At 44.0% G+C, this 19,350-nt stretch carries 16 protein-coding genes; 15 read left to right on the top strand and 1 reads right to left on the bottom strand.

The window, feature by feature from the left end; translation table 11 throughout:
- Positions 1 to 9: 9 nt before the first annotated feature.
- The 10 genes from D6856_RS12340 (at position 10) to D6856_RS12385 (ending at position 14,143) form a co-directional block, all read left to right on the top strand.
- The gene (locus D6856_RS12340; protein ID WP_120687140.1) at positions 10 to 1,638 is read left to right on the top strand and encodes an ABC transporter substrate-binding protein; all 1,629 of its coding nucleotides are present in this window, start codon (positions 10 to 12) and stop codon (positions 1,636 to 1,638) included.
- Between the two features lie 159 nt (positions 1,639 to 1,797).
- The gene (locus tag D6856_RS12345) at positions 1,798 to 2,859 is read left to right on the top strand and encodes a LacI family DNA-binding transcriptional regulator (RefSeq protein WP_120687289.1); all 1,062 of its coding nucleotides are present in this window, start codon (positions 1,798 to 1,800) and stop codon (positions 2,857 to 2,859) included.
- A gap of 247 nt (positions 2,860 to 3,106) precedes the next feature.
- On the top strand, positions 3,107 to 4,063 hold the full coding sequence (locus D6856_RS12350) for an ABC transporter permease (protein ID WP_120687141.1): 957 nt from the start codon (positions 3,107 to 3,109) through the stop codon (positions 4,061 to 4,063).
- Positions 4,064 to 4,114: 51 nt separating this feature from the next.
- A complete protein-coding gene (locus tag D6856_RS12355; protein WP_120687142.1) occupies positions 4,115 to 5,041 on the top strand; it encodes a carbohydrate ABC transporter permease in 927 nt (308 codons plus the stop codon).
- 81 nt (positions 5,042 to 5,122) lie between these two features.
- Complete coding sequence (locus D6856_RS12360; RefSeq protein ID WP_120687143.1) at positions 5,123 to 6,766, top strand: ABC transporter substrate-binding protein; 1,644 nt, start codon at positions 5,123 to 5,125, stop codon at positions 6,764 to 6,766.
- Positions 6,767 to 6,864: 98 nt separating this feature from the next.
- Positions 6,865 to 8,730, top strand: coding sequence for a glycoside hydrolase family 35 protein (locus tag D6856_RS12365; RefSeq protein ID WP_120687144.1), 1,866 nt, complete (start codon positions 6,865 to 6,867; stop codon positions 8,728 to 8,730).
- A gap of 9 nt (positions 8,731 to 8,739) precedes the next feature.
- Positions 8,740 to 10,926: a glycoside hydrolase family 2 TIM barrel-domain containing protein gene (locus D6856_RS12370; protein ID WP_158588937.1), complete on the top strand. Its 2,187-nt coding sequence runs from the start codon at positions 8,740 to 8,742 to the stop codon at positions 10,924 to 10,926.
- A 151-nt stretch (positions 10,927 to 11,077) separates the two neighbouring features.
- Positions 11,078 to 11,476, top strand: coding sequence for a hypothetical protein (locus D6856_RS12375; RefSeq protein ID WP_092244730.1), 399 nt, complete (start codon positions 11,078 to 11,080; stop codon positions 11,474 to 11,476).
- 85 nt (positions 11,477 to 11,561) lie between these two features.
- Positions 11,562 to 12,818, top strand: a complete 1,257-nt coding sequence (rlmD, locus tag D6856_RS12380) for a 23S rRNA (uracil(1939)-C(5))-methyltransferase RlmD (RefSeq protein ID WP_120687145.1) — start codon at positions 11,562 to 11,564, stop codon at positions 12,816 to 12,818.
- A 32-nt stretch (positions 12,819 to 12,850) separates the two neighbouring features.
- On the top strand, positions 12,851 to 14,143 hold the full coding sequence (locus tag D6856_RS12385; protein ID WP_120687146.1) for a hypothetical protein: 1,293 nt from the start codon (positions 12,851 to 12,853) through the stop codon (positions 14,141 to 14,143).
- A 58-nt stretch (positions 14,144 to 14,201) separates the two neighbouring features.
- Here D6856_RS12385 and D6856_RS12390 read toward each other — a convergent pair whose 3' ends face one another.
- On the bottom strand, positions 14,202 to 14,726 hold the full coding sequence (locus D6856_RS12390) for a DinB family protein (protein ID WP_120687147.1): 525 nt from the start codon (positions 14,724 to 14,726) through the stop codon (positions 14,202 to 14,204).
- Between the two features lie 119 nt (positions 14,727 to 14,845).
- Here D6856_RS12390 and D6856_RS12395 point away from each other — a divergent pair, with 119 nt between their 5' ends.
- The 5 genes from D6856_RS12395 (at position 14,846) to D6856_RS12415 (ending at position 19,321) form a co-directional block, all read left to right on the top strand.
- On the top strand, positions 14,846 to 15,730 hold the full coding sequence (locus tag D6856_RS12395; protein ID WP_120687148.1) for a LysR family transcriptional regulator: 885 nt from the start codon (positions 14,846 to 14,848) through the stop codon (positions 15,728 to 15,730).
- A 43-nt stretch (positions 15,731 to 15,773) separates the two neighbouring features.
- A complete protein-coding gene (locus tag D6856_RS12400; RefSeq protein ID WP_120687149.1) occupies positions 15,774 to 16,325 on the top strand; it encodes a hypothetical protein in 552 nt (183 codons plus the stop codon).
- Positions 16,326 to 16,605: 280 nt separating this feature from the next.
- Positions 16,606 to 17,394, top strand: a complete 789-nt coding sequence (locus D6856_RS12405; protein WP_120687150.1) for a CPBP family intramembrane glutamic endopeptidase — start codon at positions 16,606 to 16,608, stop codon at positions 17,392 to 17,394.
- Positions 17,395 to 17,402: 8 nt separating this feature from the next.
- Entirely contained in the window at positions 17,403 to 18,224 is an 822-nt protein-coding gene (locus D6856_RS12410) for a CPBP family intramembrane glutamic endopeptidase (RefSeq protein ID WP_120687151.1), read from the top strand.
- Positions 18,225 to 18,250: 26 nt separating this feature from the next.
- Complete coding sequence (locus D6856_RS12415) at positions 18,251 to 19,321, top strand: alpha/beta fold hydrolase (RefSeq protein ID WP_120687152.1); 1,071 nt, start codon at positions 18,251 to 18,253, stop codon at positions 19,319 to 19,321.
- Positions 19,322 to 19,350: the final 29 nt, after the last annotated feature.

Here is a 19,350-nt window from a genome sequence, read left to right on the forward strand (position 1 = left end):
GAGGTGGAGATGAGAGGTAAGTTTACATCATTACTTCTTACCGGCGCTTTATTAACAACACTTCTTACAGGATGTGGCATGGAGTTTGTCTCCGAAGCTGAAGAATATGAGTCGGACGCAGTTATTCCCAAGTCGGGGGACTTGGTGGCAGACATTGATTTTGAAAAGGCTGCGAAAGCGATCACAGAGCGAAAGGCTATGGCTCGTCAGACCGGCGAATATCAAACGGTGGTAGTGGCATTTTTTGACTGGACAGGAAGACCTGTCGGTACAGATAGGATCAGTGCTGCGATTTCAGCTCACACTGAAGAGACACTTGGACTTGACGTAGAACTTAGGATCTTTGATTCGTCTCAATACGGCGATGATATGAAGGTTCTTTTATCTTCGGAAGGACAGGTTGATCTTTTTACCAGCGCTTTCCTTGGGTACAATGCTTGTTTCAATGACGGATATGCGCTTGATCTTGAGCAGAACGGATTGTTTGATGATTATTGCGCGGGACTTAAGAGCAAAGTCAGAGATGAATATTTGGACGCATGTCGCATTGGAGGCACACTTTACGGAACACCTCCGATCAAAGATTACGCAATAGAGACTTGTGCCGTATGTATCGGTAAAGAATACCTTGACGGCATTGGATATAACGCAGACGGACTCCCTAAGGGTGAGCTCGGCTATCCAAAGGCCACTTGGTCTGAAATTAACGATATTTACGCACAGCTCCATGAAAAATATCCCGATAAATACGTGATAGCAACCCAGGATAATATTTTAACCCAGGGTAGTACGGTTGATAATCTCGGGGGAGATTATTTCGGAACGCTTCTTGATCCTGAGAATTCTCTTGTGGTCAAGGATGTATTTTCATCGGATGTTTTCAAGGAGTGGTGTCTGCGAACTTATGAGTGGAACAATGAGGGGTATATTGCCGAGGATGCACTGACCAACAATCAGGCGGCTTCGGCAAAGGTCAAGTCCGGAGCTTATATGTCCTTAATGGCTGCGTGTAAGCCCGGATATAAGACTCAGATTTCAGGTGAATGTGGGAGAGAGATGGTTGTTTTTGATGTGGGAGAGAGCTTTATGAGTTCTTCGGCCGTATCAAACTTTCCCTGGTGCGTTAACAGGGACTCTCAAGACCCCATCGCCGCAATGCAAGTTCTTGACGCTCTTTATACAGATCCTTATATTGAGAATCTGATATGTTGGGGCGAAGAGGGTGTTGATTATAAGTTAAGTCACAAGGGTACCATAACATTTGCGGACGGTGTCGATGCTAACACTTCCGAGTACTATCCCAATGTGTTGTGGCTTATGCCCAATCCATATATCGCATATGTTTGGAAAGGAGATTCACCTGACCTTGGTCAGGAAATTTCCGATTTTAACGATAACTGTGAATGCAGATCCCTGGCCATTGGTTTTACATGGGATAACACAAATTACGCTGCACAGTGCAGAAACTTGCAGGAAGCCTATGATGAATTCGCACCACAGCTTATACACGGATTTATCGAACCCGAAGAGGGAATAGAAAGGCTTGAGACGGCTTTAAAGGCCGCAGGTCTTGAAGATTATATGGAAGCCAAACAAAGAGCCCTTAATGCATGGGCAAATGAAAACAATATATATTAATATGCGTTTTACCTAATTCCCATTTTGAATCCCCGGAGCACCCCCACTTTCCCCGCTTCGGGGATTCGTTTTGCATTGGAATCTTGACAATACGTTTTTCATTCCGTAATATTAAAATTGAAATCGGTTTCAACAGAGACTGTTTTGATCGGAGTATTTATGGAAAAAGATAAGACGGGAGCCGGAAAGACAATAACCATATATGATATTGCCAAGGAAGCGGGAGTTTCAGCTTCTACGGTTTCGCGCGTCCTTACAGGCAACGCAGCCGTTCGCCAAGATAAAAAGGAACGCATTCAGAGCATAATCCAAAAATACAATTTCAGACCGAACGCCCTTGCAAAGGGGCTTTCCGATACATCAACCAAGACTATCGGTATCATCGCGGCGGACGTAAGAAACCCGTACTATTCGGCGCTCTTTGTAGCATGCGAGGTTGCGGCTGAGAAAGCCGGATACAGTGTCAGCTTAGCTAATTCTCTCGGAGAAAAAGAGAGAGAGCAGGCGCAGCTGGATCTTTTGCTCCAGCAGAGAGTTGACGCGATCATCCAGATGGGCGGAAGAGTCGACGATCTTATCACTGACGATGCGTATGCCGAGAAGGTCAGGAGCGTCTGCAGGACTACACCCGTTGTCGTTACCGGTAAGCTTGATAAAGCGCCCGTTCACAGCGTTGTCATCGACGAAGCGATGGGTATGAATCTTGTAATGGAGCACCTTATTGGCCTAGGGCACAAGAAGATAGCGCTTGTCGGCGGAGAGATGAGAGTTAATTCGACCTATCTCAAATATCAGAAATACCGCGAGATACTTGCCAAGTACGGCATTCAGGAGAACGGTGAGTATGTCGTTAACGGAACCTACGATCCCGAGACGGGATACGAGGCGACCAATAAGATCCTTGAGCTCAAGGACAGACCTACAGCGATCATCGCGATAAACGACTTTGCAGCAAGCGGAGCGCTTCGCAGCATAAGAGAGCACAGGCTTCATGTACCCGAGGATATATCGGTAATAAGCTTTGATAATACTTATATAGCAGACCTTGTAATGCCCAAGCTTACGAGCGTTGACTACAACTACGAGGATTACGGTAAGCTCCTCATAGAGACGGCCACAAGCGCCGCAGAGGGCAAGGATACTGCAAATGTCAGAATGGTTCAGCCGGAGATCGTAGAGAGAGACAGCACGGGACCGGCTCCGAGATCAAGCAGAAAATAAAATAATAATCGTCATATTCCACAAAAAAGAGAGGGTATCGTCCGATACCTTCTCTTTTTGATTGCTTGTATATATGCGCACGAAAACGTGTAAGTTATATATTGCGTATTTGTGGGTTTTTCACAAAACTGCAATCGGTTTCAAAAATAGATTGACGTAGCCTTGTTGAATATGTTTAAATAATTATATGAAATCGGTTGCAAAAAGTAATTAATGCACAAGTTGCAACGCGAACACGGAGGGAATAATGAGTAAAAGCAAGAAAACCTCATCCGAAACGGGTATAAGGAAAAGGGGAATTTTGGAGACTATATGGAGATACAGAGTACTTGAGCTCATGTGTCTGCCCGCTGTTTTATTCTTCTTTATGTTCAGTTATATGCCGATGCCCGGTATCTACGTGGCATTCGTTAAATACAACTACAGAAAGGGCATATTCGGAAGTAAGTTCATAGGACTTGATAATTTCAAGTTCCTCGCTGAATCCGGAAAGCTCTTCGATCTTACCAAGAACACCATTCTTTACAACCTGGCATTTATCTTACTTGGTAACTTCCTTGCGATCCTCGTTGCGATACTACTTAACGAGATGCGCAGCAAGATGTTCAAGAAGGTTTCCCAGACACTTATGTTCCTGCCTTACTTCATATCACAGGTTCTTGTCGGACTCCTTGTTTACAGCTTACTCAATTACGATACGGGATTTGTAAATGAGATCCTCGTAGCACTCGGAAAAGCGAAGTGGCAACCGTACTCGAATCCGTCGGTGTGGCCGGTGCTGATAGTTCTCATTCATCTCTGGCAACAGACAGGATATAACTCAGTCGTATATTTCGCAGCGATCTGCGGAATCGATGCAGAGATAATCGAGGCAGCCAAGGTTGACGGAGCCAATGCTTTCCAGAGGATCAGATACATCATCTTACCTTCGCTCAAGCCTACGATCGTAATCCTTCTTCTGTTTGCACTCGGAGGAATCGTAAGAGGTAACTTCGGACTCTTCTGGAACGTAATAGGATCCAACTCGGTACTGTATCCTACAACGGATATCATCGAGACGTTCGTGTACAGAGCAACAATGTCAGACTTTAATTTCTCCACTGCTTCGGCAGTTGGTTTCTATCAGTCATTGGTAGGATTTGTGATAGTTATGTTGGCCAATCTTGCAGTTAAGAAGATCGACCCCGACTACTCACTGTTCTGATGACAGATCTTTTACCTGATAAGTAATCGCTACGGAAATGGAGAAATAAAGATGGCTAAGAAAAAAGATATAGATTTTGAACCCAGCAATACCAAGATAAAAATAGGAGCTTCGGATTACATAGTAAGAGGCTTTGGATATGTACTCATAACACTTTTCTCTCTTGCATGTGTATTTCCTTTCCTCATAATACTGGGAACATCATTTACAGATGAAACTTATATTAGAACACACGGCGTGCAGCTTATCCCCGTTGAGTTTTCAACAAAGGGATACGACATGGTAATAGGAAGCGGCAATATCTGGAAGTCATACGGACTTACGATCGCGATGACACTCATCGGAACGACGCTCGGACTTCTCATCATAGCGATGACTGGATATGCCCTTCAGAGAAAAGACTTTCCGCTCAGGAACGTGATCTCTTTTTACATCTACTTCACGAGTCTTTTCAGCGCAGGACTTGCACCTTACTACCTGCTCATGGCCAAGACATACAAGCTCCTTGATAATTACCTTGCGGTACTTCTTCCTCTTATGATGTCGCCATGGCTCATCATCCTGATGAAGAACTTTATCAAGCAGATACCTCACGAGATCACTGAATCAGGCAAGATCGACGGAGCGGGAGATATGACGGTTTTCATACATCTTATCCTTCCCATGATCAAGCCCGCACTTGCTACGATAGGTCTTTTCCTTGCACTCGGTTATTGGAATGAGTGGTATCAGTCATCTCTTTTCCTTACGACCAAGGTTGCAGTAAAGCCTCTTCAGTACACATTGTACGAGGTTGTTAATAAGCTCGATGCTCTCAGAAATTCAGTTGCCGGACAGTTCGTAACACTGACGGATATTCCGGAGCAGAGCGTTAAGATGGCCAACGCGGTTTTGGCGACGGGACCCATCGTACTTCTGTATCCTTTCGTACAGAAATACTTCATCGGCGGTATCACAGTAGGAGCCGTTAAAGGTTGAATGATGCTCATGTTACCTCTATAGAGGTAAGAGAAATGAGTTCAGGTTTTTTATTTTTTCATTTAAAGAAGGAGGATTCAAATGAAGAAAAAGTTACTGGCAGCCCTGCTTACAGTAAGCATGGTAATTGGGTTAGCAGCTTGCGGCTCATCGGGATCAAGTGCCGGAACGGGCTCAGCACCTGAATCAAGCGGAAATGATAGCGGCGCATCCGCAAATGAAGCTGCTGCGGAGATCGACACTTCTGAGCACGTTGTTATCAACTACCTTACCACGGGAGATCCCCCGGAGGCAGGAACAGAGAAGGAAGCCAATCTCAACGAGATGCTCGGCGAACTTAATAAGATCCTTACAGAGAAATGTAATGCAGAGATTCAGATCTATTACATTCCTTGGACAGATTATCTTTCAAACTATAACCTTACACTTGCAAGAATGGACGGCAGCGTAGACCTTATCGGAACAGCATCCGACTGGCTCGATGCTTGGCCTAATGCCAAGAACGGTGCTTTCCTCGAGCTTTCAGAGGATATGCTCAAGACATACGCACCCAAGACTTGGGAGAGCGTTCCCGCAGATCACTGGGAGCTTTGCAAATACAACGGCGAGATCTATCTCATGCCTGAGGACAACTTCGCACAGTGGACCAACCACGGCTGGATCTACAGACTTGACTGGGCTAAGGAAGCCGGACTTGAGAACGGTGTTCACAGCTGGGAAGACATGTCTAAGTACGTTCTTTGGGTAAAAGATAACAAGAAAGATCTTAAGTATGTTTGGGATTCTGACGGAACAGAGTACGCTCAGATGTCAAACGGATGGATCGCATCACATACAGATTTTGTAGCTATCGACGGTATCTGCTCAGGCGCTCTTTGGGGCGGCACAAAGTCAGACCTCTACAAGGTTACAACACCTGTTATGACAGAGACAGATTCACTTGTTGAGTACGCTAAGCTCATGAAGGAATGGTCACAGGCAGGTATCTGGCCTACAGACGTTCTTAACAATACATCAGGAAGCAACAGAGACGAGTTCAGAGTTGGACAGGTTGGCGTTGAGCAGCACCACACACAGACATGGACAGACCTTTGCTCAGCAACAGCACAGAACACAATTTATAAGGATGACCCTAAGGCAGAGACAGGCTTCTTCTACTTCGGTGAGGAGACCAAGAACGTAGTAGCACTTTCAATCACACACGGTGCTATGGCAGTATCTGCAGGAAGTGCTAATCCCGAGAGAGCACTTATGGTTTACGACCTTATCAGAAACGACAAGGATTGCTACATGCTCTTCAACTACGGTATCGAAGGAAAGTCATGGGAGCTCGATGAGAACGGACTTAGAAAGACTCCCGACAGCTACAACCCCGATACAGAGAACATCAACGGTATGACTAACTACTGGTGGGGCAGAAACGACGACCTTGAAGTTAAGGATGCTACAAGAAACTGGGATGCGATCGACAAGCTCTATGCAGAGTATGACAAGATCAAGATCGACTATCCTTACGGACAGTTCGTTCCCGAGGTTGACAGCATTCAGGCTAAGATCGACAACTGCAACGAGCAGTACACTAACTACATGAAGCAGATCTCTTACGGTATCTACAACGGAAGCGCTGAAGACATCGTAGCAGAGATGCAGGCAGCTCTTAAGTCTGCAGGTATCGACGATGTTACCGCAGAGCTTCAGAAGCAGTTTGACGAGCTTTATAAGTAATAAGACACAATAATAAAAAGGGAATACTTTTCTTTGGGATTAGTATTCCCTTTTTTAAAAAGACTTTTTTATGAGGGATATTCTAGAAAGACACTATCATGGCAAAATTTGAGATCAAAGATAAATTCTATCTTAACGACGAACCCTTTAAGATCATATCCGGAGTTTTCCACTATTTCAGGACAGTTCCCGAATATTGGAAGGACAGACTCCTTAAATTAAAAGCACTCGGATGCAACACGGTCGAGACATACATACCGTGGAATCTCGTGCAGCCGGGGAGAGACGTCTTCTGCTTTGACGGCTTTTGCGACATCGAGAAATTCATAGAAACTGCGACTGAGATCGGCCTTTACATCATAATAAGACCGTCACCTTATATCTGCGCAGAGTGGGAATTCGGCGGACTTCCGGCGTGGCTCCTCAAGGACAGAGGAATGCGCCTCAGGGTAAGCTACAAGCCCTTTATGGATGCTGTAGAGGATTATTATCAGGTTCTTTTGCCTAAGCTTGCTAAATATCAGATCACAAAAGGCGGAAACATCATCCTGATGCAGGTCGAGAACGAGTACGGATACTACGCGAACGACAAGGAGTACCTCAATGCGATGCGCGACATCATGAGAAAGTACGGCATCGAGGTTCCGCTCATCACTTCGGACGGCCCCTATCACGACAGCTACAGGGGAGGAAGCATTGAAGGCGTGCTGCCTTCCGGTAATTTCGGATCCAAGACCAAAGAGAGATTCGACGTTCTTAAGCACTACACGGGCGATGGCCCATTGATGTGCGCTGAGTTCTGGGTGGGCTGGTTTGACCACTGGGGCAACGGCGGACACATAAAAGGAAATCTCGCTAAAAGCGCAGAGGACCTTAAGACCATGCTTGAGATGGGAAACGTGAACATTTACATGTTTGAGGGAGGAACCAATTTCGGCTTCATGAACGGCTCCAACTACTACGACGAGCTGACTCCCGACGTCACAAGCTACGACTACGACGGCCTGCTTACTGAGGACGGCCGCATTACCGAGAAATACAGAGTTTATAAGGAAATTATCGGCGGATACAACGCCGTTTCGGAAGAGATCCTTCCCAAGATAAAAAGAGCCGGCTACGGAAAAATAAAGTGCAGCGAGAGGGTGAGTCTTTTCTCCGCGCTAGATGACATCAGCACCAAGACGCATCTTCCGTACACGGTGAACATGGAGGAGCTTGATCAGAGCTACGGCTACATCCTTTACAGATCAAGGCTTCACTCCGAGGCAGGAATAGAGAGGATCAGGCTTTGGGAGACGTTCGACAGAGCCAACATCTTTGTGGATGAGAAGCCTCTTTTGACCTTGTATGATCATGAACTGGAAAAAGAGCATGAGATACCGATCGAGAAATACCTGTCGGTAAGCGCTCGCGCAAAAGAGCTGGCGGATGAGCTGATGGAAGAGAATGGCGCTACGCTTTCGGATATCGATGAGACGCTGGGCGATCCCGGCATTTACACGGGAAGCTTTGACGGCTTCAACGAGCGATTTGACGTGCTTGTCGAGAACATGGGACGCGTTAATTTCGGGCCCAGGATGGAGACGCAGCGCAAGGGGATAGGAAGGTGCGTGCAGATAAACGGCCACATCCACAACGACTGGGACATCTATCCGCTTCCGCTTGATAACATCGATAAGCTTGATTTTGAGAAAGACTACATCGAGGGCACACCCTCTTTTTACAAATTTAAATTTGATGTGAGCGAAAAAGGCGACACCTTCCTCGACCTCGCAGGCTGGAGCAAGGGCGTGGCATTTATCAACGGCTTCAATCTCGGACGTTTCTGGGAGATCGGGCCGCAAAAGAGGCTGTACATCCCCGCGCCTCTTTTGAAGGATGGGGAGAATGAGCTTGTCATCTTCGAGACGGAGGGCAAGGTCACAGATTTTATAGAATTGAAGGACGAGCCGGATATCGGCTGAGGTTTTGCTATGGATACTGTTAAAAAGATACTGACAGGCGGCTGGAAATTTCATTACGGAGAGTGCGAAGAAGCATGGTACAAGGGCTTTGACGACAGCTCTTGGGAGGCGGTCACGGTGCCGCACGACTTTGCCGTCACAGCGCCGTTTTCCGAGGAGTACTCAAGCGGAACGGGCTATCTTCGCGGCGGTATCGCGTGGTACAGGCTCTCGGTGAAGATCCCGGAGGAGTATAAGGGAAAGCGCATCAGTCTTGTTTTTGACGGAATCTATAAGAACAGCTACGTGTGGGTCAACAGCTATTTTATGGGCAAAAGACCTTACGGCTATTCGGAAATCAGCTATGATATCTCGGACAGGGCTTCGTTTGGGGATGAACCGACAGTTATTTGCGTGAAGGTCGTTCATACCGATATTTCGGATTCAAGATGGTTTACGGGAAGCGGCATCACGAGAAAGGTTTCTCTTATTGTTTCAGAGAAAGTTGCTCCTGTGCTGCATGGGCTTAGTTTTAACACTGCGATAATCGGAAAGTCGGGCGATAAGCCTGTTGCGGAAGTGAATGTAAGCCAGAAGATATTTACAGGCGTTAGTGATGTGGGCAAGATACGTGTTAAGTGTGTTGTCTATGATAATAAGGGCCTATCTGTTCTTTCGATGGAAAAAGGGCTTGAAAAGAGCGAAGACGGCATCAGCACTGTGAACTTCTGGGGAACGATCGAGTACCCCAAGCTCTGGTCCGTGGATGAGCCGAATCTTTATACGCTCGATACTTTTATAAAGATCGGGATGGAGGAGTACCTCGCCGATTCGCAGAAGGTCGGCATCAGGACAATATCTTTTGACCCCGATAAAGGATTTTCATTAAACGGCATTAACATGAAGCTCAAGGGCGTTTGCGTGCATCACGACGGCGGTTGCCTTGGCGCTGCGATGAAGAAGGAAGTGTGGCGCAGGAGGCTTGAGCTTTTAAAGAAGGCGGGCTGCAATGCGATCAGGTGCAGTCACAATCCGCATATGCCGGAGCTCTACGAGCTTTGCGACGAGCTTGGTTTTCTTGTGATCGACGAGGCTTTTGATGAGTGGGAGAATCCCAAGAACAAGTGGCATCAGGGGCACAACGTCTATCCGCCCAAGCACTGGGGCTACTATGAGGATTTCCCGACGTGGCACGAAGAGGATCTTCGCACGATGATAAGGCGCGACAAGAATCATCCGAGCGTCATTATGTATAGCATCGGAAATGAGATAGATTATCCGAACGATCCGTACTGTCATCCGATATTTACTAAGATGACGGGCAACAACGACAACAATAAGCCCGCCAAAGAGATGGAGTACGATATTAACAAGCCAAATATGGAGCGACTTGTTGTTATAGCAAAAGAGCTTGCGGATATCGTTAGGGATGAGGATCCGACCAAGCCTGTTACGGCTGCTGCGGCGTTCCCTGAGCTTTCATCCAAGCTTGGATTTAATGATGTGATGGACGTTGTCGGCTACAACTACAAGGAGCATCTCTATGCGGAAGACCACATGAGATTTCCGGGTAAGCCCTTTGTGGGTAGCGAGAACAGTCACAGCCTTGAAGCATGGAATGCGGTAAAAGACAATGATTATATCTGCGGGCAGTTCCTCTGGACGGGAATTGATTACCTCGGCGAAGCGCATGGCTGGCCGATCCACGGCTCCGGCGCGGGATTTATCACTACGGCGGGATTCCCCAAGGCAGAGTTCAATGAACGAGCAGGCCTCTGGGGCGGAAGCGGAGTTGGCGCAGGGGCGAAAGCCGGCGAGGTGCCGACTACTGACGAGGCTGCGGCTGCGGTTGGCGGTGCGACTGACGGTGTGGCGATGAACGCGGACGGCGGTGCGCAGTGCGGCGTTAAGTTGTGGCAGCCCGAGATTTCTGTTGACGGCGATACCTTGGAGAACGCAGGCGACATCGGCTATCTCTACCAGCTTCTTATAACGGGCGCGGGCGACGCCGAGTACAGAGTAGAGGTATCGGGCACGGGAGAACTTGCCGGAATTGACAACGGCGACCTCTCGGACAACACCTCTTTTTCATCCGATTCAAGGAAATGTTACGAAGGCAATCTTGCCGTTTATGTGAGACGACTCGGGGCCGGCGAGATCAATGTAAGGGTATATGATGCGGTAACTTCTGAAGAAAAAGCTGATATAAATATTTAAGTAAATAATAAGGTAAATTTGACGAGCGCGGGAGTGAAATGTTAGTATATTTGTGCGGGGTTTTTAACACATACACTCCCCGCGTTTGTTTTTTGTTGAGGATAATTCTTTTTTACGAGATTGAAAATATATTAGTTTTGAGAGGTTAGTTATGGCATCAATTATTCAGAATAGTCAGGTTTTTAATAACGAAGTTTCATTTTGCAGAGTTTACAGTATAGAGAATAAGAAGCTCCTTGAAGAGAGATTTCTTGCACACAGAATTTCTTATTTTATCGAGTGGCAGGATAAGTCTTTTTTCCAGAGGCTCTTTGACAGAAGCGGTAACAAGATAGTTTGCACATTCAGGATCAACAGAAGCGATATCGCCAAGGCAAGAGAGCTTTGCCAGGGAATCGAGGGAATCAAGTTTAAGGACAACGGCGATCTCGACAACGATAACATCATTAAGAGAAGAAGCGAAGCTGTCAAGGTTAAGGAAGACGACGGTTCCGATATGGAAATCCCGAAGATCAAAGTTGAAGAGATCTCAGGAAGCGATTCCGAGTAATTGCAGCCGCCGGATGGCCGCTTTATGAATTATGAGAGTTTTGAAGGTAGGGGATGTTCTTCTACCTTTTTTTAGGGAGTTTTTTATGGCAAAAGAAATCAAGAAGACCGCACAAAGAAAGAATACACCGGGTCGCAAACCTGTAAAGAGCGCCGGTCGCGGCTTTAAGCGTGGTGAAGAAGCGAGCGCGGTTTCAAAGAACAGTCGCTGCCCGTATTCCAAGAAGTGTGGCGCTTGTCAGATGATCGACACGCCTTACAACAAGCAGCTTAACCTCAAGCATGGCAAGGTGGCTAAGCTCCTCGAGCCCTACACCAAGCTTGCTTCTTTTATCGGAATGGAAGAGCCCGAGCACTACAGATGTAAGGTTCATGCGGTATTTACTCATGATAAAAAGGGAAGACCCCTTTCAGGAATATATAAAGAGGGAAGCCATGAAGTCGTTCCCGTTGAGAGCTGCCTGCTTGAAGATAAGAAGGCCGATGCGATCATTGCGACGATCAGAAACCTTCTTCCTTCGTTCAAGATAAAGACTTATGATGAGGACAACGGCTACGGACTTCTTCGCCATGTGCTCATAAGAATAGGTAAATATACAGGCGAGATCATGGTGGTAATCGTCACCGTTTCGCCCATTTTCCCGTCGAAGAACAACTTTGTGAAGGCTCTTTTGAAAGAGCATCCCGAGATAACTACGATCGTGCTCAATGTAAATGACAAGCAGACCAGCATGGTCCTCGGCGATAAGGAAAAGCCCATGTACGGCCCCGGATTTATCTACGACACATGCTGTGGCATGAAGTTTAAGATAAGTCCCAAGTCCTTCTATCAGGTCAATCCCGTGCAGACAGAGCTTCTTTATAAGACTGCGATCGACATGGCAGAGCTTTCCGGAAAAGAAACAGTGCTTGATTGCTACTGCGGCGTCGGAACGATCGGTATCATAATGAGTCCTCACGTAAAAGAGGTTATTTCGGTAGAGCTCAACAAGGATGCGGTAAAAGACGCTATTCTTAATGCCAAGATAAATGAAGTCAAGAACATCACCGTATATCAGAACGACGCGACGAGATTTATGCAGCAGATGGCCGATTCCGGCGACAAGGTAGACATCGTGTTTATGGATCCGCCAAGAGCCGGCTCCACACCTGAGTTCATCTCATCGATGATCAACCTTTCGCCTAAGAAGATCGTCTACATCTCTTGCAGCCCCGATTCTCTCGCAAGAGATTTGGGGCTCATAATCAAAGGCGGCTACAAAGTAAAAAAGGCCGTTCCGGTAGATATGTTCCCGTTTACAAGGGGAGTTGAGACGGTCGTTCTTTTAGCAAGAACGACCTGAAAGGGAGTTGGCTCGGAGTGTGAAGATTAAGTATGGGAGATAATAAAAAGGAAAAGAAGAAAACAAGGAAGATATGTGTGCTTATAGTTTTGGTATTGTTAGCGACAATTTTTACAGCCGGCAATATTTACTGCAAAAGAGAGATAAGCACATGGATGCATGATTTCTATAACAGGAAGAATTTTGCGTTTAATGAGAAGCCGGATAGAAGCGAATTCTGCCCTATACAAGGGATATGGCAGTTATCGGATCTGGAGCAGAACAAAGAAGCAACAGATACAGTTGTTGATCCTTTAGAACATGATAAGTATATAGCTTATTTCAAAAATGCAGATAATACTTTGCGGTGGGATAATATAATCGAATGGTTGACTAATGAAGAAAATGTTCCTTCATATGTTGAATGTGATGCTTTTGCAGAACTAATGCTTGATATGACTGATGACGATCTGGAGAAAGTTATAGAACTGGGGCAGATAAAGGATTCGAGCTTTTCAAAATATAAGATAAGCGATCCTTTGAAAAAAGTAGCATCTTTGTTTGTTATAAAAACAAGTGAGGAAAGAAGAAAAGTATTATATAAAAAAGATTATGATTTAGAAGAGATTATTCGTTTTGATGATGCGGAAACAAGAGCATTGGGCTTTTTGCAAACAGTTATAGAAATTGATCATTTGCAGGGGAAGCAGGTAAGTGTTGAGATATCATCAGAAGAATATAGGTCTCAGCATAATACTGATAAATGCTTTAATTATATGGTTATTCCAAAAAGGATAGATAATTTGGGATTATATTCTCCTATTATCAAGGTGTATCCAAGGCTAGACGGATTGGGGCTTGATGTAACACTTGATGATATTTATATCTATGATTATTATTCTCTGAAAAATATTAAAACATCAACAAAAATACCTAGAGGGCAGCTTAAACAGATAATGACATTGTTGCTTGATATTGGAAATGAAAATCGATGCATGGAGATTTCGGGTCAGATTGTACAGGTGACACGTGAGAGCTGCGCAATCGCTTATATAGCGGATATTGATTTTGATGATGATGAGCTTTTTTATTTGGCGAAGGCTTATAGTGCGCATTTTCAAGAGGAGATAAGACCTGAGGAGCTTAAGGAACATTTTTTTATGTATGATGAAGAGTTTCAAGCGTACTATCGTTGGTGGCTTCGCTATGGTGAGAAAGAGACTATGGAATATAGGCGGCTTATAATGGACGAATTCAGAAAGCAAGGGACATCTTATGATGAAGCAACCCCTGAGCAGCGTGAAGAAGCAGCAAAAGTTGTAGATCAGAAACTAAAGGAAAAGTGAAGCTTTTTAAGATTTGTGAAAAGCCATGTGTTTCCGTAGAAAGAAACACATGGCTTTTTTACGTTGTAATCTGTCCTTTGCGATAGCGCCCGAAGAAGATACCGTCATCGACATATTTATCCGTTTCCGAAACCCACATGGGGAATTTACCGGTTGTTACCGCGGTCTGTCCGTTCAGCATTCCGGTATGGAAGGAGAGATGACGATATTGGCGAAGTACCAGTTCCAGTCGCGTGTAGATACATTTCTCCGGCTTTTCATACAGATCTTCATCAGTAAGTGAATCCAAATAATCCATGGTTTTCTTTTCTATTCGGTCAAGATAAGACAAGAGCTGCTCATCGGAGAGCACAACGCTTGTGGGATTATCCGGATTATCCATTCCTGCCTCATGAAATGAAGGTTCTTCGTAAACGAACGGATTGAAAAACCATTTGTCGGCTGAGTGGAGAGCGTGATACACCCATCTCCAACATGGAGCGCCGCAGCAGATAGCATCTCTGTCATAGGTTTGTATGGAAGTTCGGATATTTAAGAAGTTAGGTTTAACGGTGTCTTTAATGATCTTACATAGTTCGTTCATGTGAAGTCCTCCTTGCGTTTGATTGGATTTGATCGTATAATAACACCAAACATAATATCAGTAAAATTGAAATAAACTATTATTTGATTCAATTTTACTGAATGCAGGAGATTGTTTTTATGACAATTACACAGCTAAACACTTTTTTGAAAATCACTGAACTGGATAGTTTTTCTGCTGCGGCCGATAATCTGGGTTATGCGCAGTCGACTGTTACGACGCAGATCAAGCAGCTGGAGGATGAACTGGGGTGCGTGCTGTTTGAGCGCCTTGGCAAAACTATTTCGGTAACATCACAAGGCGATAGACTTATAGCATATGCTGAGAAGATGCTGCAATTAGAGCGGGATATTCGCCTCGATGTGGCAGATGAAGCAAATTCCTCGGGCGTATTGAAATTGGGCGTATCTGAGTCACTTTGTATTACCGGGTTTCCGCGAATCTTGATGGAGTATAACAAGGATAACCCGAGGACAGAGATCAGAATACAGTTTGTCACGCACGAAAGTATTCCGGATCTTCTGCAAAAGGGGGAGCTTGATATGGTTTATACACTTAATCCGCTCATCGAGGATGAGAGGGTTAAGATCCTGCACAAGAAAAGGGAAAAACTCGGCTTCTACGTATCTCCGGAGCATCCGATTGCAGGAAAGAGCATTAAGGAAAAAGAGCTTGGAGAGTTGCCGCTTCTTTTGACAGGACATAAATGTAATTTCAGGAATATGTTGATTGCTGACCTCGAGAAGCATGGAATCTCACCTAAAATAGTGCTGGAAACAAGCAGTAAAGAAATACTGAAACAGTTTGCCATAAACGGCTTAGGAGTAGCGTTTATCCCGGATATCACGGCAGAAACAGAAGTAAAGGACGGAAAACTTAAGCGTCTTACCTGGAAGGGGGATGATTTCCCCATTTATTCGCAGGTACTGATCCATAAGGATAAGCATCAAAACAAAGCAATCAATGGTTTGGTTGATATCATAAAGCAGAGTAATGAAGATTGATTATTTAGAAAAGATTTAAAGGAGAAATTGTAATAATAGATTTATGGATAAATCAGAAAATAGAAATGTATCAGTTATTAAAGATGTAAACGGAAATAAGATTGTCATTATAAATGACATAATTTTTAAAGGAAAGCGCAAAATAAATTGGTTGGATGTTGAAGAATATCTTAGAAGTTATATTGGTGAGTTTTATTCTATTGCACAATCAAATGACATAGTATATATAGGTTCGGATTTTCCTGATGAATATGCACATTCAGAATATACACTGATATTAAGAGGCGCAAATGAAAAAGCAAAGGCAAATGCTGCCCAGGGATTACCGGAACTGATAAGTACAGCTACAGACAAGGTGTTTACTAAGAATTCAAAACTCAAACATAAAAAGGATGCTATGTATGGTTGGTATAAATACGAAACAAGATTTGCTCTGCCGGTTTTTGATAATGAGGGAGAGGTAGAAAGATTTAATGTGTATCGTGCAGCTATGATAATTAGACATGCTCATGATGGAAAGAAATATCTTTATGATATTATGAACATAAAAAAAGAAACGAGCAACCTTTTCCAGCCAAAAGACTTTACTCAGTAAAAAACCCATTTCTTAATTCATAAGATACTAGTAATTGAATTATAAGTCAAGTGATTTTTATAGAAAACAAAAAGAAACAGGCAAGCTCAGCGGCAAAAATGTCGCCCCGATGATACTCACGGGGCGGCATTTTTTTATTTTTTCCATACCAACAGTGTGTGGATTTGTTTTACAGCATAGCGTACCATGTCAATAGTAGTACGACAGATGTGGTATATAAAAGGCCTTATATACAAAGTAACAAACCACGTTTTTTATTTAATTCAAAAGGAGATTAGAAATGGAAAAAAGGAAAACAGCGGCGGGTTTTTTGGTCGCGATAATTATGTTTGTCCTCTATAACATTGCAAGCACTTTATTTGGCGGAGCCGAGAATTTCGGCTTAGGATTCACGTCAGTTCGTGTAATCATAAGTTTTGGCGGAATCATTGCTGCTGTCAAGCTGTTTGGAATTGACATTAAATTCAGAGGAAAAGATGTGCTTAGAGGGCTTATTTCCGCCGGATCACTGCTCTTTCTGGCTGAATGTGTGCATAACCTATTTGATGCATGGCAAACACCGGAATATGGATTTTTGCAGGCGCTCCCCGCAGTTATCATTATTCTGATATGGGGAATGGGTGTAGGTCTTTTTGAAGAGGCCCTTTGCAGAGCCGTGTTGTTTAATACATTCAGAAATCGTATGGGTGAAAGCCGTAGCAGCATAGTAAAGTCGATAGTTTTTTCTTCGCTCATATTTGGATGCATGCATTTTATCAATCTTATGGATTGTCCCAATCTTGTGGTTACAACATTTAATCAGGTTGCATATGCGACATTGATCGGAATTTCTTTGGCGTGCATTTATTACATTACAGACAATATCTGGGTGGTTTCCATCCTACATGGACTTTTTGACATAGCAGCTACCGTTATGGGATGTTTTGTGACTTCAGGATCACATATTTATGCCAATCAGGATATCACCGTATTGGAAGCAATCAAAACATCAGGTTTATTTGCAATTACTGCAGTAATATTCTTTATTCTGCTGTTTAGAGAATTTAAGAAAAGAGGAATTGAGGAGTAAAAGAGATTATGAATAAAACAAAGTATTGGATAGGAATAATTCTGTTTATTGTGTCATATTTTGCCACCGCTATACTTGTACCAATGATCCCCAGTACCAGTGACGGTGTGGTGGATTACATGATCCATTCCATTATAGAAGTGGCGATATATATAGTTTTCTTACTTGCATTTGGGTTAAAGAAATCACTTCGTTTCAATCTAAAAAGCCTTGGAGAAGGAATTGTTGTAGGCGGAGCTTTCACTGCGTGGACTGTTTTTAATATTGTCTTCTACATGATCAAAGGAATAAGAGAATACGGAACACCGCTTATGGGAACCAAAAATATTATTATCTTTTCTATAGCGATAACTATCGGAGCAGGTATGGGAGAGGAGTTCCTTACGCGAGGAGTCTTTTTTAACTTTATAAGATCTGCAATCGGAAACACCAAGGCAGGTATCATTACTGCCATGACTATTCCGTCCATAGCGTTTGGATTGATACATCTTAATAATCTTGTGGGCGGTGGTGATCCGACACCTATCTATACACAGGTCATTTACGCTATCGGAATAGGCTTCTTTTTCAATGCACTTTATGTGCGCTGCGGTAATATCTGGGTATGCTCTATACTCCATGCAGTTTTTGATCTTTCGCTCATGCTTTATTTCTGCATCTTTAGAAATACCGGACTTAGTGGAATAGGAAGTACAGTTGCGGAGTGGCTTGGATATGATGCACTCATCCTTAAGGGAATAGCTATTACTGTTGTGAGCGTTGCCATAGGCCTTTTTCTTATAAGAGATTCCAAGCTTCAGAAGTGTATAGAAAGATATGAGAATGAATGAAGTATTTTAGGAGGAATAAGTTTTAAATGAAAATTTTTAAAAGAGTTCTATTTGGAATATTAGGCGCTTTAATAATAATAATCGCTACGGCTTCTGCGGTGAGAACAACCGGGAGACTCCTTAATTCAAGAACCCCAAAGGGCGGAATAAACGAGAGTCTATATGTTGACATAAACGGAACCAAGCAGTGGATCAGCATTTATGGAAAAGATAAGAACAATCCCGTTCTTTTATATCTTCACGGTGGCCCCGGTTATTCGACCAGCATGATGGACTATGCCTTTACAAGAAAGTGGGCAGATGTATATACGGTTGTTACCTGGGATCAGAGAGCTGCCGGAAAGAGCTGGTTAAATAACCCAAAAGACACTACGCCAATAAATATTAATACCATGATGGAAGACGGAGTTGAGATGACTGAGTTTTTGAGAAGCCATCTTGGAAAAGACAAGATTTCGATCATCGGACATTCATGGGGCTCTATCTACGGAGCAATGCTTGTACAGGATCATCCCGAGTACTATGACTGCTTTATCGGAACAGGAATGGTTGTTGATCTGACAAAGAACGAGGAAAGGTACTGGGAAGCAGCCAGAGAGTGGGCAAAGGGAAATGAAGAAGATGAGCAGCTCATTGAAAAGTGTGCGTCGGGAGAAATTCCGAAATTGAGTCGTGAATACTATCAAGCGAGGCAGGGAATGATGGAAAAATACGGATATAACATTAGCGCTGAAAAGAGTGATTATAGTATTCCCGCAACTTGTTTCTTTAATCCCTATTATAGTCTTTGGGATTGGTATAGGTTTATGAAAGGCACAGCTGGATCCAATCCTTATCAAGACTGGGATGAATCAGAAGAATTCAATAGCCTTTCCATACTTGATAGAACTGAGTACAAAGTTCCCTATTACAACATAAACGGTGACATGGACTATCAGGCAAACTCCGGACTTGCGCAGGATTATTTTGACAGTGTAAAAGCTCCGAGAAAGAAAATGTATTATATGAAGAATATGGCCCATGGACTCTTAGAGATAAGATCAGGAGAGTTCTCGGATATCGTTCATGAGATTGCTGCGATGGAGCGCGCAGAATGAAAAGATTTTTAAATTTATAAGAAAAAACA

Source organism: Butyrivibrio sp. XB500-5 (assembly GCF_003625505.1).
Classification (GTDB): domain Bacteria; phylum Bacillota; class Clostridia; order Lachnospirales; family Lachnospiraceae; genus Butyrivibrio.

Coding starts and splice junctions, on each gene's coding strand:
- D6856_RS12340 (WP_120687140.1), top strand. CDS start 10: ATGAGAGGTAAGTTTACATCATTACTTCTTACCGGCGCTTTATTAACA.
- D6856_RS12345 (WP_120687289.1), top strand. CDS start 1,798: ATGGAAAAAGATAAGACGGGAGCCGGAAAGACAATAACCATATATGAT.
- D6856_RS12350 (WP_120687141.1), top strand. CDS start 3,107: ATGAGTAAAAGCAAGAAAACCTCATCCGAAACGGGTATAAGGAAAAGG.
- D6856_RS12355 (WP_120687142.1), top strand. CDS start 4,115: ATGGCTAAGAAAAAAGATATAGATTTTGAACCCAGCAATACCAAGATA.
- D6856_RS12360 (WP_120687143.1), top strand. CDS start 5,123: ATGAAGAAAAAGTTACTGGCAGCCCTGCTTACAGTAAGCATGGTAATT.
- D6856_RS12365 (WP_120687144.1), top strand. CDS start 6,865: ATGGCAAAATTTGAGATCAAAGATAAATTCTATCTTAACGACGAACCC.
- D6856_RS12370 (WP_158588937.1), top strand. CDS start 8,740: ATGGATACTGTTAAAAAGATACTGACAGGCGGCTGGAAATTTCATTAC.
- D6856_RS12375 (WP_092244730.1), top strand. CDS start 11,078: ATGGCATCAATTATTCAGAATAGTCAGGTTTTTAATAACGAAGTTTCA.
- rlmD (WP_120687145.1), top strand. CDS start 11,562: ATGGCAAAAGAAATCAAGAAGACCGCACAAAGAAAGAATACACCGGGT.
- D6856_RS12385 (WP_120687146.1), top strand. CDS start 12,851: ATGGGAGATAATAAAAAGGAAAAGAAGAAAACAAGGAAGATATGTGTG.
- D6856_RS12390 (WP_120687147.1), bottom strand. CDS start 14,726: ATGAACGAACTATGTAAGATCATTAAAGACACCGTTAAACCTAACTTC.
- D6856_RS12395 (WP_120687148.1), top strand. CDS start 14,846: ATGACAATTACACAGCTAAACACTTTTTTGAAAATCACTGAACTGGAT.
- D6856_RS12400 (WP_120687149.1), top strand. CDS start 15,774: ATGGATAAATCAGAAAATAGAAATGTATCAGTTATTAAAGATGTAAAC.
- D6856_RS12405 (WP_120687150.1), top strand. CDS start 16,606: ATGGAAAAAAGGAAAACAGCGGCGGGTTTTTTGGTCGCGATAATTATG.
- D6856_RS12410 (WP_120687151.1), top strand. CDS start 17,403: ATGAATAAAACAAAGTATTGGATAGGAATAATTCTGTTTATTGTGTCA.
- D6856_RS12415 (WP_120687152.1), top strand. CDS start 18,251: ATGAAAATTTTTAAAAGAGTTCTATTTGGAATATTAGGCGCTTTAATA.